Genomic DNA, 16,391 nt, shown 5'->3' on the forward strand with positions numbered 1-16,391 from the left:
TTTAAGCCGTAAACAAAAACATACACCTGCCTTCCTGAGCCAGCTAGCCAGCTCAACAAAGCAAAATTCAGGCGTTTCTTAAAACCACTATTTTATAACCTTTTAAGAGGGGTAAAATTTCTTAGCTCGCATCCCTTTGTTCTGTTGAATTACTACTTCAAGGCTTGGGTAACAGTGGCTAGGATAAAGAGATAGCTCTCTTCTTTCCCACCAGGCAAACCAAGAGTATGTTTATATATTCCCATTGGGTGCGATCGATGACCATTGATAAAGTCTGACTCATTTGGCAATAGGGCGTAAATTAATAAGTTATCAGGAGATACCCAATCGGGCGTTCCGGTTAATTGAGGTAAATTCAAGAACCTTTGTAATTTCCGATGTCGGCTTTCGGCGGTAATCGGGTAGGGAAACCAGAGGGCTAATTGCTCCAACTTAACTTGTCTGGACGATTGCAGTAGATTGAGGAGGATACGTAAGACTAAAAACTGAGTACGAGTTAAGTGTTGTTGGAAATGCGTCTGATAAAATAGAAGTAACATAATTTATAATAAGTCGTCGCTCCTTTGAAGGGGCTTATTTTAAAAAAGTACAAGTGGCCCAACGCCTTACCTTGTCTAGCCTCTAATGGGGTTGTTACCTCCAGAAAAAAATATGGACTAAGTAGTGAAAAAGTCCGATTGAGCGTTGCAATATAGAGTTAATTATTCAAAGTAAGTTTTTAAGCTGTTCAAAAATATAGTGAAAAAGTTGAGAAGCCGATCACTTCCAACATCCCCCACCCTCCCACGCTTGATCAGCAAACGCTTCATTTTTGGCTTATTTGTGATATGGGCGTGAATTGCGGGTTAACCTGCCTTGCTACGCTTGGTTTTTGCTGCTGTTGCTGGCAAAGCGGGAGTTTCATATTGTTCTAGCCCTCTGTTTATTAGCTCTTCTAATACTTCTCATGTCGCGTCTCTGTAAACCACACGCTGCTTTAAAGCGCGCTCTCACTGACTCATGGACGCGACCCCTAACAAATACTGGTTTTTCGGTTTCAGACACAGACTAAATCTATGGAGAAAAAACCGTGCTACGTAAGGGTTTTCAGGACTTGTAGTCATGTAAAAGATTTTCCAAAACCCGGAAAGTCTCACCCCCTATTGGTTTGGGCCGGAACGATAGCGAGCAGGCGGGGGAAGTTCTGTTTAAAAGAAAATTATCAGGCTTTACTAACGCCGAGTCTGCAATGTTCAGGTGACGGAATTGTGACCAATGTTTATTTAACAGCTTCAAAGCTTCGTGGCGATTTAACGCGGAGATCGATCGCACAAGCTGAGAACATCGACCTCAACATTACTCAAAGTTTTGGGCTTCATTTCATACAAATCTTGCAGCACGACCTTGACGAACGGAAAGGCAAAATACTCCGTCAGCTTGCCAATCCGGTAGTTAAAAGGTTGATACCGATGTTTGAAGTACAGTTCCACATTCCCCCGATGTTCCCAAAGTCCCAGCAAATTAACAACCACATCCGAGTAATGCGCTTTCACATCCCGCTGCACCTCGGCGATGCGTTCCTCGATCGATCGAGTTGTCACCCCAATTTTATAGAATATGTTGCCGTCAGCTTTGATCTCAAGAAAATAGAGCGAATTCACCAGAATCCGACGAAGCTGCGCTCGATAAATCAGCAAGTCAGCCCGCCGTTCATCCAAACAGGATAACCCCGCAGATAAAGCAATCTCTACAGAACCTTCCAACGAAGCCAGCTCCGACACCAGCAAAGGTTCTTGGACTTGGTTGAACAACACCAGGGGAAGCGCGCCGACGGGGATTTTACCGAGGTTAGTGAATTGATAAGAGCCATCGCCCTCTGATTCCAACAATCCTTTCAACTGCCACCGAAAGTTTACCAAGTCTTTGGGAATCGATCGCTTTTGGGCCCCGTACTCTGGTTGAGTCGATGTGGGGTATTATCCCCAGCACCTCTCAGTTAATTAGAGTCGATGCCTGTGTTACCACAGGACACCTCTCCTTCAGAACGCGGACGTGCAGCTTTCACTGCATCCGGCTCCTAGTCTGACACCTAATAAGTCGGGTTTAACCCGCTGTTCGGACTCTCACCTGACCATGAACGGTCTGATGCTGGTGACATTCACGATGTAGAACTTCCAAATTTATAGGTTTCCAATTGTTATGGTTGCCGTCGATATGGTGTAGTTCCGCAATATCACCTGACATGAACGATAGATTACATTCTGTACATTTGTGGTTCTGTTTCTTGAGAAGTCGTGCCGTTATTCCATCGTAGTTAGCATTCTCTCGTTTTGACCAATAAACAAAATCGCCATCATAGGGTGATTTATGTCCCTTGACAATGACAAACTTGCAGGCTGACCAACTAACCGCAGGAATTGCTCTTTTTATAACCTTATTGGTTTGATAACGGTTGTATCTTCCTTGTTTCCGAATGAATTTCCATAACCAATAGTGCAGTGGCCACAGGTCGTGTTGACTCATATCGCAGAATCTATGGTAATTTCTCCACCCTCTTACCACCGAACCACACTTGTTGATTCGATGCTCGAGAGTGAAACGACTATCTTTTATCACTTCTTTAACTTTTGCCTTAATGCTAATTGTAGCTTTTTGACTTGGTGTTGAAATGAATTTACCATTGGGCTTAACTGAGAAGTTCCACCCAAGGAAGTCGAAACCATCTGTACTATGTACGACTTTGGTTTTGGCTTCTTTAGCTTTTAATCCTCTTGTTTCCAAGAATTTATCAATGTATCCTCGGAGGGGCTCAGGGTCGTCTTCTGGTTTCAGAATAAACACAACGTCATCCGCATAACGAAATCCAGTAATAGTGTCTATGTATCTGCCACCATTTCTGATTTTTAATCTAACCTCATGACCAACATTTTCTAATCCGTGAAGGACTATATTTGCTAGTAATGGGCTGAAAACTCCCCCTTGGGGCGTACCGGATTCTGATGAAGGAAATTCTCCTCTGACTCCAGCTTTTATTGCCCTAAATACCCCTTGTTTTGCTGCCTTTGGTAGTTGGACTGATTGCATTAAGAATTTGTGGTCAATCTTGTCGAAACATTTTTCAATATCCAATTCCAAAATTCTTTTTTCTAACCCATTACTGCTAGAGTTTAGATTATTGAATAATTGTCTCTGGATATCATGGCAGCTTCTGCTAGGTCTAAACCCATAAGAATGAGCGTTGAACGTAGCTTCTGCTGCGGGTTCCAAGGCATATTTGATGAGACATTGATATGCTCTGTCGCTAATGGTCGGGATTCCTAGTCCTCTTTTATTTCCGTCTACTTTGGGAATATACACTCGCTTTAGGGGCTGATGTTTCCATTGCTTCCAGTTCTTAACTAACACTTCAAATAGTGCCAGTCTTTGTGAGGGTTCGAGGGCTTTCTTTCCGTCCACCCCTGCGGTTTTCCGTCCAGTATTTAACTGTGTCACTTGCCGAATAGCAAGCAATTTCGCTGCTCTGGAGCTTAATAAAAGTTTCTGAAGCTTACGCACTAGGAGCACGTTACCGTTCTTTTGAGCCTTGAATATTCTCACTTGTAGGCGAAACACAATTTTCCGCAGCTTGCGCCAAGGAATTGATTTCCATTTATCAACTGGATTTAACTCCGTTGCCATAACATTCTCTACGCCTGAATGAACATTTTCTATGTAAACCGTACCCAGTTGTCCAAGAGTCCTGATTTCTTGAATTTTTGAGTACATCTTACCAACTCTACCCGCTAACCCTTATTTAAGGAGTCCACAATTTGAGGAAGTAATTTTCTCAACTTGAAGGTTGAAAGAGCCGTTTTATTCGTTCCTCGGTTTAGTTGTTTTGTAGTTTTAGGTTCTCTCATTTCGCCCACGATTTCCCAGAATTGCATTTATCCAGTTCAAAATAATGCGGGTATTTTCACACTTGAAGTGTTATGTTGTGTCGTTGTTCGACCTTGATTTCGGTCGTTCACGTTCAGACGCTTTTTCCGAGAGTTCAACTAATGTTTAACCTTGACTACTTACCTATACGAGTTGCTACCATCTCAGGTTTGTTATTCTCGTTCTGTCCCCAGCTTCATTTTTAGAGTTTGTTCTCTATCCATGTGGGCAGTTTTGGCATCACGCCATTCCTAGCGGGTAAGACTTGTCAAATTTGAGTTTGACGCACTCACACTAAACTAAAGTTATCTCTACTATATTTCTGAGTTTGCACTCAAGGCGGTGTAGAGACGATTTTCCTCCTAAGTTTTATGAGACTTTGGTTTCAATCAACGAACCGCACGAACTGGACGTGCCCGTTTCCGTGCATCCAGCTCCCGATATTCTTAGGGAGTGACCCTTTTGCTCATGTGTGAGTAGTCATGACAGGATTCGTGGATTGCTAGAAGATTTTTAGGTTTCCAGTTATCATGATTCTCGTCGATGTGATGTAGATTTACTCGCTCGTCGCTCATAAATTTCATCCCACAATGACCGCATGAATGGTTTTGCTTTTTAAGGGCTTTAGAGGTCAAATCATCGTATAACTTACTATTGCGTTCGCTCCAATAAGTTAAATCTCCGTCATAGGGCGATTTATCCCCTTTGACGGAGATGTGTTTGTTTTCGGAGTAAGGAACCGTTGGAAATGCCTTCTTAACAAGCTTAACGCTTGATTCTCTGGTATTTTTGGATTCCTTGTTAAATACCGTGTATGTTCTGTGATTTAAGAACCAAAGTGAAAACCTTGCTCCTGACATATCACAGAACCTATGGTAATTTCTCCATCCTCTAACTATTGGTGCTAGCTTTTCGGCTTTTACCTTAGAACCATAATTCGAGCAATTAACGATGTTCTTTACCTTCAAACGGAACTTTTTAAAATTATCCACTGAGGGGTAGCTTTTAAATCTTCCGTCGCTTAACACTTTGAAGTGCCAGCCGAGAAAGTCGAATCCATCTGTCGTAGCGGTAATCTTGGTCTTCTTAGCACTTACCATCATTCCTCTTGCTGCTAAAAAATTATCAATTTCGGCAAGTATTTTGACTGCATCGTCTTGAGGTCTAAGCATTATCACCATATCATCCGCATAACGGATTGATGTTTCGACAATGTTTGACGCTGGGGTTTTGCCAGTTATTCTAAATCCATCCTTATGGTATCTGTGAATACTTTCAATCCCGTTAAGAGCGATGTTGGCTAATAGGGGACTCACCACCCCACCTTGAGGAGTTCCTTGTTCCGGGAAATCGGGGTTGACCCCAGCTTTTAGGCATCGGAAGATTCCGAGCTTGATACCTTTGGGCGCAATTAAGTTGTCCATTATGGTGGTGTGACTAATCCTGTCGAAGCATTTTTCTATGTCGAGTTCGATCACTCGTTTTTCCATTCCATTACAGTAGCTTCTTAGATTGTTGAACAGGATTTTCTGTGCATCGTGCGCGGAGCGTCCGGCTCTGAACCCGTAGCTGTAAGCATGGAATGTTGCTTCGTGTGCTGGTTCTAAAGCGTATTTAGCGAGGCATTGCCAAGCTCTATCCGCGATAGTTGGGATTTTTAGCATTCTGGTTGTCCCGTCCTTTTTTGGGATTGGGATTTCCCGTAGTCCTTGATGATGCCAATTACCTGCCGACTCTTTAAGTATTGTTTCTAGGTAGAAACGTCCTGTAAAGCCGAGAGATTTTACACCGTCAACACCTGCTGTTTTCTTGCCAGCGTTTAGCTGTGTTACTTGTCGAATTGCTAGGAATCTAGCAGCTTTGGATTTCAGAATAAGTCTTTGCAGAGACTGCGCTTTCCGCTTGTTTCCTGCTTGAACCGCTTTGAACACTCTCTTTTGTAGGCGAAATAAATCTTTGCGGAACTTCTTCCACGGTAGATTCTTCCAAGATTCACTGGTATTACTACTGTGTCTAATCATGCTCTGCTCTGTTGAGTGTTTTCTGAATACCTTGCGAAAATTACTTCGCATCCTACCCGTCTTGAGAGAGTTCCGTATCTCATCTTACCTACATGGAAATCGACGTATCCATGACTCTCAAGTCGTTTTTATTCGTTCCCTCAGATGATTGATTGTTCCGTTAGGTGTAGCCAATTTAACTATCAGAAACCCAAGATTCTGGACGCTATTGTGGAAATGATGCGTCGGGCTTTAGCTCTGATGAGGTCAGGGTTTTTTAAGTTATGCCCTGCCTAAGTGTAAGTTACTTTTTTAGGCTCGGTTTCACCGTAGGAACTCCCTGTTAGCACCAGTGTCAGCCCATAACAGCCGTCTGATTGTGCCCTGTTCCCAGCTTCACTCTCCAAGAATTGAGCTTGGTCGGTGTGAGCAGATAAGGAGTCACGCATGAATCTTGCGGGAAGGACTTGCACCTTCATCAATCTGAGAGTTCAGTGCTCAACCTAGGGGTCAAGTTTCACTGGATTAGTTATTTACGGATTGATTACCGAGATTCACTAATCAACGAATCGCACTTCCACAGCACCTTTAACTGTTCCAATTCCTCACCCTTAAGCTGGATGGTGAAATTATCGTAAAGGGGCAGCGATGGAAACGCTTTGCTTTTCATCCGCTGCGAAACTGGTTTACAAGTTTCCCCGGTGTGCGCGAAGTGATGTTCTTTCACCGAACCCTTTTTTGCTGTCAGTCCGCCGCCACAGTAGAGACAAGTTAGTTGAGTTTTTCCGCGCACAACTTCATCAATGCTCGCCAGTTCGCCACTGAGAGCAACACCAAATTTAAGCCACATTGTCAATAATTCTCCTTTGAGCCGGTTTTGTAGGTGCACCCGCTCCACACGATTGAGGATTGTAACACATCCTCTTATCGTGCATATCACTGCCTAAGCATCATTCATTCACACCTTTTATTCTGGAGTCATGCTGCATCATCTCAGTAATTATAACCCTCGCAATCAAAGGCTTTTTCTGCATATATTTCTGAATGTTAGCCATTTTTTCTTTAAATTCTTCAGAGTCTTTGCCTGGATAACCAGCTATTATTATTTCAAATTCAGAGTTGAATTCAAAGTATAATTTCTCTAAATTAATATGTTCATCTTCAGTAAATATGCTTTTAGTGTCCATTTCGTGTCGCCCTTGCACAATCTTTGTCAAAACCTGAATTGATGTTCTATAAGAATCATAAATTTTTTCTCGATACCATTTTTGTCGCTCGCTTTCTTGTTGCCGAATGCCTTGCTGTTTTTCTCGCTCCAGTTGAAAGTTATTATTAATCGAAGTTACTACTAAATTGTTAATTATTAGCAAGGTACTGGAAATTAGAGCAGCTAAGACAATATAAATGCCAGGTGCTTGGGAAAGCATATTATTCCTATTGTTTTAAAAAAGAACTCATTAACGCTAGCCTTTTGCTTGGAAAGTCAGCAACTGTGAATCAGTGCGGATTTCCGATCTCATCATCTCAAACCCCTCGGCGCACCCGCAGATCGCAACCGCTTCAAGCTGCTGTGGTGTAAATACTGCGCCCAGCCTCAGAATAAGATTCGTAGACGTGCTGGTAAACCTCTTGGCACTTGCGCTGATACACTTCGGTTGAGTAGCTTTCGGGCAATTGGTCTAAAGCTTCTTCGATCGCCAATTTAACTGCTGCCTTGCTTTGCTGTCGCCTGCGCCAATCTAACACTAATTTTTCTTGCTTTAGGGTTGACAAAAGTTCCTTTGCTACTTTCTTAATTTCCAGCTTTTCTTTCTCGGTTAAAGTAATATCGGGTTTAGTCAACAAATCAAAAATTGCTAATTCTTCTTCTGCCAAATTCTCGGATATTGCACGTTTATCCTCAACGTTGAGTTCTTGGGCAAATTCCACCAAATCGGCAAAAAATATCTCGACATTGCGGGAACCAGCATTATATTCATCAATCATTTGCTGGAACTTGTCTAAGTAATTCATCCGGCTTTTATTGAGGCGTAGCATCTGGGTTAATTGGCTGCTAATTATGCCTTTGAGTTTCTCTGTTTCGGTGTGCTTGTAACCCGATGCAAACTGGGCTTTGAGGGCGTCAAAGTCAATTTTGCTGAGGTCGATGAGTTGGTTTGATTCGGGGATGACATATGTTAAAGTACCGATCGACAGATCGAGGATTTCTTCAACAGCGGCTTTGACTTCGGTAATGTCCGACTGTGGGGTTAACTGTTTGATGCGCTTGGTAATTTCCGCAAAAGCATATAAAGTAGGATTGAACTCCCCCGCTGCTGGGTCTGGGAGTATGGCTTTGTAGAGTTTGTTAACGTTCTGAGATAGTGCTAGATATCGCTGTTTGGAATCGTCGTTGATGAGGATGGCTTCGACAGCATCATCCCATAGCTTAATACGGGCGAAAGATTCTGTGGTGGTTTGGATTTCATCGAAATTGATGCCGCGTTCAGTACAGAATTGTAGCGTAAGGTCGATCGCACTTCTCAATTCATCGACTAGGGCGGCTTTCGCTTGTACCGGAGTGTCGCCTTCTCTGACATCGCCACCGGATGCGGAACCGTAAATTGCTAGGGCTTTTTGCAAGTCGCGGAAAACGCCGATATAGTCTACAATCAGCCCGTTGACTTTATCCCCAAACACGCGATTCGCCCTGGCGATAGTTTGCATCAGGGTGTGGTTTCGCATCGGTTTGTCGAGGTAGATGGTAGAACAACTGGGCGCGTCAAATCCTGTCATCCACATCGCGCAGACAAAGACGATTCGCAGGGGGTTGTTGGCGTCTTTGAATTTATCGTCTAATCCGGGTTTTTCTTTGGCGAGGCGCTGGCGGTGGGGTTTGATAGTTAAGCCTTTTTTGTTAAAGATTTCTTCCTCATTTTGGGAGGAGGAAATGATAACGGCCATGTCAGTTTCGGCGATGTATTGAATCTGGGCGGTTAGGTGTTCGTGTTCGGTGGTGTTGGCGGTGATGAGTTGGTTTTGTAAATCAGTTAATTGCTGTTGCCAATACTGCTGGACTTTGTTATACATTTTAACAGCGGTGAAGCGATCGATCGAGACAATCATTGCTTTACCTTGGTAGCCGCGTCCTAAAAAGTGACTGACTATATCTTTGGCGATTTCGTCTAAGCGTTCCTCTCGCGTGATCAGGTGTAATTCCCGCGCAAATTCCCGTTCGAGTTTTTTCTCTTCGGCTTCATCTAAGTCTGCTGATTCTATAACATCGGCTATCTCTTCATTAAGTTCGCTGTTGGTGAGTTCGAGTTTGGGGATGCGGTTTTCGTAGTAAAGAGGAACTGTGGCGCCGTCTTCGATGGACTGGCGGAAGTTGTAGGTGCTGATGTAGTCGCCAAATACGCGCTTGGTGGCTTCTTCTCCCACGAGTAAGGGAGTTCCGGTGAAGCCGATAAATCCGGCGTTGGGTAATGCGGTTCTCATGTTGGCGGCCCAACTATCGTATTGCGAACGGTGGGCTTCGTCGGCGATGATTATGATATTATCTCGATCGGAAAGTTTCGGGTAGGTTTCGCCTTTGTCGGTGCGAAATTTTTGAATTAATGTGAATATATAGCGGTGGTCTTCTGTCAATAGTTGTTTGAGGTGTTCGCCACTGTTGGCGCGGACATTTTCTTTAGGTTCGGTGATGGCGCCAGTTTTGGCAAAGTTTTTGTAGATTTGGTTGTCTAAGTCGTCGCGATCGGTGATAATTACAAATGTCCAGTTTCCGGTAATTGTGCGGTGGACTTTCTGGGAAAAGAACTGCATGGAGAAGCTTTTACCGCTGCCTTGGGTGTGCCAGAAAACGCCGAGTTTGCCTTGATTTTCGCGGATGTTTTGTACGGCTTCTAGGCAATTGTTCACGCCGAGATACTGATGATTTTTGGCAACGAGTTTGATTAAATGGTCTTTTTCTTCGCTAAATAAGGTGAAGTTTTCGACAATATCTAAGAGTTTGGTTTTGTCGCAGGTTCCGCGAATTAGGGTTTCCAGGGAGATGATGCCTTGTTCGCCTTCGTTATTGATTTTTTTCCAGTCTGAGAAATACTCCCAGGTGGCGGTGAGGCTAGCGATTTTGCTGATGCTACCGTTGGAGAGAATAACGATGCTGTTGTACCAAAATAATTGCGGGATTTCTTTTCGGTAGTCGCAGAAGTTGTTTTGATAGGCGAGTTCGACTCGTTCTCCAGAGGCTTTCAGTTCGATAAATATCAGGGGAATGCCATTTATGAAGCCGATTAAATCGGGGCGGCGGGGGTACAGTTCCCCGGTAATCCAGAATTGGGAGGCGAGGAAAAAGTCGTTGTTGGTGGGGTTTTTCCAGTCGATGACGGTGACGTTTTCCGTGATTTCTTCGCCGTCGTCGTTGCGGTAGGTGACTGTTACTCTGTCTTTGAGGAGGTTGTAAATTTCGCGGTTGGCGTTGGCGAGGGTGAGGGCGTTTCTGTCGCGGATCAGTTCGTCAATGGCGAGGGTAATTGCTGGTTTGGGGAGGTGAGGGTTGAGTTTTTCTAGGGCTGGTTGTAGTTTGGAGATGAGGATAACTTCGCTTCTGGTTTCTCGCCCTAAGTTGCTGGTTCCGCTAATCCATTCGTTGTAGCAGTTGGCTGTGGTGTAGCCGAGTTTTTCAAATAGGGCGATGGTTTCGAGTTCTAATGCTTCTTCTGAGTCGGGGTGGGGTGAAGTCATGCGGCTATTTCTCCGGTGTTGATGTCGAGGTTTTCTACGTCGATTTCGCCTGAGATGAGTCTGGGGAGGAGTAAGTCGCGAGTTTTGCGGAGGTTATCGTTCTTTACTTGCAACGTTTCTATAGCGTTAAAAAAATTATTTAACATCCTTGCCGCAGATAGTTGTAACTCCATCAGAGGTACTATTACAGCAACCTTTCGCAATTCTGTTTGCCTAATCCCTAGAACTGTTGTACCGCTTTGACGAGCATAAATTTGTTCCTGAATTAAAGGTGAATAGAGAGCGCTAAATAAAATTGGTGGATGAATAATATCGGGATTAGCTCTGATACTATAAACTCTTTGGCTTAAGCAAAATTTATGGTGTTTGACTAAATAATATAGCTCGCCCAGTGGAGCTTCAGATGTCATCAGTATATCGCCTTGCTTTAATTCCGACTTCATCCATTTTTTATACAAAGCTTCGTCTACACAATTTGATTTATCTAAATTAATGAGCTTACCTTGCTTGATATTTTTAGCAGAAATAGCCAGGATTCCCGATTCTGACCAATCACCACCTAGTTTTTTAGGTGTTTTACCTCGATAGTCGATAATTTCTAAAACAATATCGTCTAACTGTTTAACCTCCCAACCTTCAGGAATTAGCCCTAATTCTGAATCAACCATCTGCACCTGTTCGTGTCCTGGGAAGCGGAATTTGACGAACCACTCGCAGTAGATCGATCGCGCCATCTCTTCCAATATCTCAATCCGCCGCGTGTTATTCTCGATTAGGTCATCATACGCTGAGAGAATCGCAGCAATTTTGCGCTGGATGAGGAGAGGTGGATGTGGTACTCTTAACTGCACTAAGTTGCTGCCAGTAATTCCTGACACCGCTGTCTGCGTTGCTATAGACGACATTAACGCACGACCCAAGGGAGAACGAAATAAGTAGTAGTAGAACTTGGGTTCGGCTTCGTTTTTGTTTAGCCTTGTACGAATAATTGATGATTCAAAAGTCGTGTCTTCAGATGGACGAACTACAAGCGAACATTTCCCCGAACCTTCAAGGACAAGAGAACGACGAGCAAATAATAAATCGCCATCTTTTACTAAAGATTTCTCAAGTTCTTTAGGAGTAAGTTCTACCCGCTTCATCTCCTGGCCCGAAATAAAGTCGTAACCGAATAGTTCACCCATGTTGATAATTTTTTGACCTCGCCCGTGGAATTCCTTTGTCTTGTAGATTCCATTCCGTTGAGGTTCAGCAAATAGTTCTTCAAATCTCTTGATAGTCCATCCTTTGTTTAAATCATCAATTGCTGTCATACTGCACCACCGCCTCTGCCATTACTTTATCTCGAAAATAAACACTTAGCTCATTCGGAGTTCTTAAATCTATCTTTCTCCCCTCCAGTAGCTCGGAAAGTTCCATTTCCATACTGACTATCTTAAAGAAACCCGGAGTTTTCCCCAGCTCAAATTCCACTAAAAAATCAATATCGCTATCCCCTGTAAAATCATCTCTTAACACCGAACCAAATAAAGACAGTTTGCGGATATGGTGACGCTGACAAAATTGCTCTATTTGTTCCTTGGGGATTGTGATTGGTAACGTTCTAAGTTCACTCATTTTTTCCCTCCTGCGACACCCCTAGATTAAACTTTATTTTCAGGTCTGAGACATTTTCTTTTCACATATTCCCGAAAATCCTTACTATAAAGCTTTCCGTTCGTTTCCCAATACTTCGCTACTCCTGGATACTCCAGTTTAATTCTCAGGTAATTAGACCAACCTTCCCATAAAACTTCATCTAATAAATTGTTTTTATATTGATAATGGAGATTTTCATAGAAATTAAAAATGCTACAAACAAGTTCCCTAAACCTTAGCGCTTCATCTTTTTCTAGCGCTTCAGGCTCGTCACAGCCTAGCCGATAGATGCGTGCTGCTTCTGAGTCTTGGCTAATCCGGGCTTCAATTTCTGCATACACACTAATAATTGATTGATAAGTAGCCCCTTTTATAGCTTTCGTACTAGCTCGAACCTGTATACCCACATAGATGAGAGATACAATCACTCCAACCGCCTGGATAATTCCAGAAATGTCATCTATAGATAGTGAAAAATTGCCTGTAGTCATATAGTTTCTGATTTCATTCTCCTTATTTCCTGCAATGCCTTATCTCTAAAAGTTTGGTTCTAAAATCATTGCTACATTCTCAGCAATTGTTTCCTCCAACCCCCGCGCCTCAACATTCAATATCTCCAATTCCTCATTCAACTCCTCCAACCGTGCGGCAAAATCAAAATCCTCCGCCTCCTTGCGTTGGGCCACCCCCACATAACGCCCAGGATTGAGACTCCATCCCTGCGCCTCAATCTCATCCAATGTTGCTATTTTACACAACCCCGCCACATCCCGATAAACCTTGTCTGGGAATGTCTCAGTCAGCATTTCGGAACCACCAACGGTCAACTCTGCCTTTTCCCCTCGGTACAGCCGCACAATATTTGAGATAAACTCAATCTGTGCTTCGCTAAACTCCCGATGGGCCCGATCGACCTGACGGTAAATATGCCGCGCATCAATAAACAATACTTTATCCTCGCGAGGAGTTTTTAGCTTCCGCCTGTCGAAAAACCACAGCGTACAGGGTAGCGTCACCGTATAAAAGAAATTAGAACCGATCGCAATCATCACATCCACCGCCCTTTTTTCAATCAACTGGCGGCGAATATCTAACTCTGAACCCCGCGCATCCGACGCCGAGTTTGCCATCACAAACCCCGCCCGTCCCTTCGGATTCAAAGCAGTATAAAATAACTGAATCCAGAGATAGTTTGCATTGTCAGTTTTCGGCGCGCCAAAGGGATAATGAGGGTTGTCCTTAATCTTTTCTCTATCTACCCCATTAACATTAAACGGCGGATTCGCCATCACAAAATCAAATTCACCGACGCTGTTGTGAATATCTTGATAATAAGTGTTACCTTCCCGGATATTTCGCAAACCAGAAACGCCGTGAACTGCCAAATTCATCTGACAGAGTTTCACAGTTCCGTCTACCTTTTCTTGACCGTAAACACTAATTACTTGATTCGGGTCAAATCCTAACTTATTGCGAACCCGAATCGCACTCTGCACCAGCATCCCCCCAGCACCACAAGCCGGGTCTAAAATTCGCCCGTAATTCGGCTCTATTACATCGACAATCAGCTTTACCAGTGAAATAGGAGTAAAAAACTCTCCGCCTTTCTGCCCTTCTTTCTGAGCGAAATTCCCCAGAAAATACTGATAAATTTCCCCAAACGCATCCTCATTAATATCCTTCCGGGGAATCCGATTTAAGATTTTCAACAACTCCCGCAAAATCGGTTTTTCCAAGCTGTTGTAATTTCTAGGCAAAGCCCCGCCGAGTTCCTCATTCTCATCTGCGATCGCCTTCATCGCCGCATTAATCGCCCCGCCAATATCCTCTGCTTCCGGGCGATCGATTAAATAATCAAAACGGGCCGTTTCCGGCAAATAAAGCGCGCCTTTTGCCTGGTAATCTGTCTTACCCACGGTGCGCCGCCTGCTGCTTCCCGCTGCAATTTCCTGTGAAACCAAGCCAAACTTATAGTCAGCGTACAGCAGAAAAACCAACCCCAAAACGGGGACGGAATATTCCGAAGGCTTGAGTTTAGAATTAGCCCTGAGTTCATCGGCTGCTTCCCAAAGGCGTTTTTCGAGTTCGGTGTAGTTGGCTGGCATCTTCGCGTTAAATTCCTACGTCCTTGATTGATTCTCTAGTCTTCGGCAACAAACAGCACCGCCTCGTACAAGCTCTTATTTTACGCGAGATCGTCCGAATGACGAACAATTGTAACCAGCTCAGGATTGAGAGCTTCAGGCGCAGGTTCAAGCGATCGTCACCAATCAGGAATTTCTTCAGACGAGGAGTCTGCTTCGGGTTGTGACAGTTGTGACAGTTGCTCCCTTGATAACGGCATAGCCGACAATTCATCCTCTACAGGGGGAAATACATATTTCCCCCTGTAGGACAGCATGGAAAGAGAGGCGATCGCTCCTTTGACTTGATCCGGCTTCACATCTAAGTAGCGCTGTAACTGTTCGAGGTTGCTGTGACCGCTGATTTTTTGAATAATCCGCAGCGGAATTCCGGCGTTGCTCATCTGAGTCAGGGCGGTGCGACGGAAGCTGTGCGTGGAGGCTCCCTCGATGCCAACTCGATCGCAGGCTTCTCTCAAAATCTGATCCGCTGAGTTGGTGTGCAGGTGCTTCCAATGGTGGGAAGAATGCCGACCGGGGAATAAATAAGTCTCGCCGGCGTGGGAACGCCAAGATATTAGGAGACTTCGCAAGTCTTCAATGACCGGAATTGTCCTGGTTTGAAGTTTTCCTTTGGTGTTGGCTTTGCGGAAGTTGATTGTAGAACGGACAGCGCCAGAGTTTGTGTAGATATCCTTGACCATCAGGGAACAAGCTTCGGCAATCCGACAAGCGGTGTAGAGACACACCCCGAAGAGCGTGCGATCTCGTGAGGTTTGCAAACCTTCGTTGAACAAGAGTTCGATTTCCTCTTGGGTGAGGATTTTCGCCTGCCCGTGGCCTTCTATTTTCATGCTTGGTGTATACTCGACCCGATGCTCCAAAGTCTTGCATACTTACTGCATTGCTGCACCAGTAGGCGGGGATTTCTTAACGCGGCGGTTGGGGGCGAATTAGAGGTTTGCTTGTATAGAGCGATCGCCCGAAGGATGAAAATACAGGCGATCGTGACCCTTATATCTTATCGTTTTACCCGACTTCAGTGTTTTTTTAGCTTAATCTAAAAGAGTGCCTTTTTTTCTTTTTTTTAGCTAGGATTTCACTTACTTTTTTCGCTTCTGTGCTTTGTTGCGAGCGATGTGGAAAGCGTGAGAGTGATCGAGAGATATTGTCGAGTTCCCGGGCGTGTTTTCAAACTACAACTCTGGGGGTGAAGTCTTTTTTCGCCGTCATAAAGGGGGTAAGTAACCCGATTTTGGTATCAGTCAACGCTATTTATGTCCCAACAAAGGTAAATGCAGCAGAAGTAATAGAACTAGCTGGCACATTAGACAGAATGGTCAGTAATTCTTGATTAGCAGCGATGCGAACGAAGGTATCTCGTGCAGAGATGCCAGTACCTGGAGTGATCGCTAACTGCTCAAACCTCAAACCGCCGGACAATCCCAGCCGATCTTGACCTACCTGGAAGTCAGCGATCGCGTCTACTACGGTAGCAGGACCCAGAACAAACAAATCGTTACCAGGACCCAGAACAAACAAATCGTTACCAGCACCACCGATAAGAGAATCATTGCCTTGACCGCCAATTAATGTGTCATTGCCCCAATCCCCGAAAAGGTTATCATCTCCCAAGTTGCCCAAAATCAGGTCATCGTTTTTGCGACCGCGGACAATATCATTGCCTTTGCCACCGTACACGGTATCGTTACCATGATTCCCATTGAGAATGTCTTCGCCTTGATTGCCAGAGAGTAAGTCATTACCCAGTCCCCCAAAAAGACTGTCATTTCCCAACTTACCGATTAAGACATCATCACTTTGACGACCGATGATGAGGTCGTTACTGTTAGTGCCAATTAGGGTGTCACCCCTGTTGTTTTCCTCAATGGTTGTAGTTTCCTCTGGAGTTGGTTCTGGAATCGGAATCAGAGTTGGTTCTGGAATCGGAATCAGAGTTGGTTCTGGAATCGGAATCAGAGTTGGTTCTGGAATCGGAATCAGAGTT

General features: G+C 44.2%; 14 protein-coding genes. All 14 read right to left on the reverse strand.

Going from position 1 to position 16,391, the window contains the following annotated elements; all coding sequences use genetic code 11:
* Nucleotides 1-152: 152 nt before the first annotated feature.
* Complete coding sequence (locus tag Q5691_RS18830) at nucleotides 153-539, reverse strand: hypothetical protein (RefSeq protein ID WP_333346284.1); 387 nt, start codon at nucleotides 537-539, stop codon at nucleotides 153-155.
* Nucleotides 540-1,289: 750 nt separating this feature from the next.
* Entirely contained in the window at nucleotides 1,290-1,898 is a 609-nt protein-coding gene (locus Q5691_RS18835) for a GIY-YIG nuclease family protein (RefSeq protein ID WP_333346287.1), read from the reverse strand.
* A 184-nt stretch (nucleotides 1,899-2,082) separates the two neighbouring features.
* Nucleotides 2,083-3,744, reverse strand: coding sequence for a group II intron reverse transcriptase/maturase (ltrA, locus tag Q5691_RS18840; protein WP_333346289.1), 1,662 nt, complete (start codon nucleotides 3,742-3,744; stop codon nucleotides 2,083-2,085).
* A 599-nt stretch (nucleotides 3,745-4,343) separates the two neighbouring features.
* Nucleotides 4,344-5,918, reverse strand: a complete 1,575-nt coding sequence (locus Q5691_RS18845; protein WP_333312373.1) for a reverse transcriptase domain-containing protein — start codon at nucleotides 5,916-5,918, stop codon at nucleotides 4,344-4,346.
* Nucleotides 5,919-6,190: 272 nt separating this feature from the next.
* Nucleotides 6,191-6,346: a hypothetical protein gene (locus Q5691_RS18850; protein WP_333050788.1), complete on the reverse strand. Its 156-nt coding sequence runs from the start codon at nucleotides 6,344-6,346 to the stop codon at nucleotides 6,191-6,193.
* A gap of 95 nt (nucleotides 6,347-6,441) precedes the next feature.
* Nucleotides 6,442-6,747: a competence protein CoiA family protein gene (locus Q5691_RS18855; protein WP_333346292.1), complete on the reverse strand. Its 306-nt coding sequence runs from the start codon at nucleotides 6,745-6,747 to the stop codon at nucleotides 6,442-6,444.
* Nucleotides 6,748-6,847: 100 nt separating this feature from the next.
* Nucleotides 6,848-7,324 carry a hypothetical protein gene (locus Q5691_RS18860; protein ID WP_333346295.1) on the reverse strand — a complete coding sequence of 159 codons (477 nt, stop codon included), beginning with the start codon at nucleotides 7,322-7,324 and terminating at the stop codon, nucleotides 6,848-6,850.
* Nucleotides 7,325-7,457: 133 nt separating this feature from the next.
* The gene (locus Q5691_RS18865; RefSeq protein ID WP_333346298.1) at nucleotides 7,458-10,622 is read right to left on the reverse strand and encodes a type I restriction endonuclease subunit R; all 3,165 of its coding nucleotides are present in this window, start codon (nucleotides 10,620-10,622) and stop codon (nucleotides 7,458-7,460) included.
* A complete protein-coding gene (locus Q5691_RS18870) occupies nucleotides 10,619-11,935 on the reverse strand; it encodes a restriction endonuclease subunit S (protein WP_333346301.1) in 1,317 nt (438 codons plus the stop codon). Before Q5691_RS18870 ends, Q5691_RS18865 begins: the two co-directional genes overlap by 4 nt.
* Nucleotides 11,922-12,239 (reverse strand): nucleotidyltransferase family protein, encoded by a 318-nt coding sequence (locus Q5691_RS18875; RefSeq protein ID WP_333346303.1) that lies wholly within the window; start codon nucleotides 12,237-12,239, stop codon nucleotides 11,922-11,924. Before Q5691_RS18875 ends, Q5691_RS18870 begins: the two co-directional genes overlap by 14 nt.
* 26 nt (nucleotides 12,240-12,265) lie before the next feature.
* Nucleotides 12,266-12,751 carry a hypothetical protein gene (locus tag Q5691_RS18880; RefSeq protein WP_333346306.1) on the reverse strand — a complete coding sequence of 162 codons (486 nt, stop codon included), beginning with the start codon at nucleotides 12,749-12,751 and terminating at the stop codon, nucleotides 12,266-12,268.
* Between the two features lie 45 nt (nucleotides 12,752-12,796).
* The gene (locus tag Q5691_RS18885) at nucleotides 12,797-14,365 is read right to left on the reverse strand and encodes a class I SAM-dependent DNA methyltransferase (protein ID WP_333346309.1); all 1,569 of its coding nucleotides are present in this window, start codon (nucleotides 14,363-14,365) and stop codon (nucleotides 12,797-12,799) included.
* Nucleotides 14,366-14,523: 158 nt separating this feature from the next.
* On the reverse strand, nucleotides 14,524-15,237 hold the full coding sequence (locus Q5691_RS18890) for a tyrosine-type recombinase/integrase (protein WP_333346312.1): 714 nt from the start codon (nucleotides 15,235-15,237) through the stop codon (nucleotides 14,524-14,526).
* Nucleotides 15,238-15,658: 421 nt separating this feature from the next.
* The coding region (locus Q5691_RS18895; RefSeq protein ID WP_445305837.1) for a M10 family metallopeptidase C-terminal domain-containing protein at nucleotides 15,659-16,391 on the reverse strand (733 nt) is incomplete at its 5' end.

Origin of the sequence: Microcoleus sp. w1-18aA5, assembly GCF_036701705.1 — a bacterium.
In the GTDB taxonomy this organism is placed as follows: domain Bacteria; phylum Cyanobacteriota; class Cyanobacteriia; order Cyanobacteriales; family Microcoleaceae; genus Microcoleus.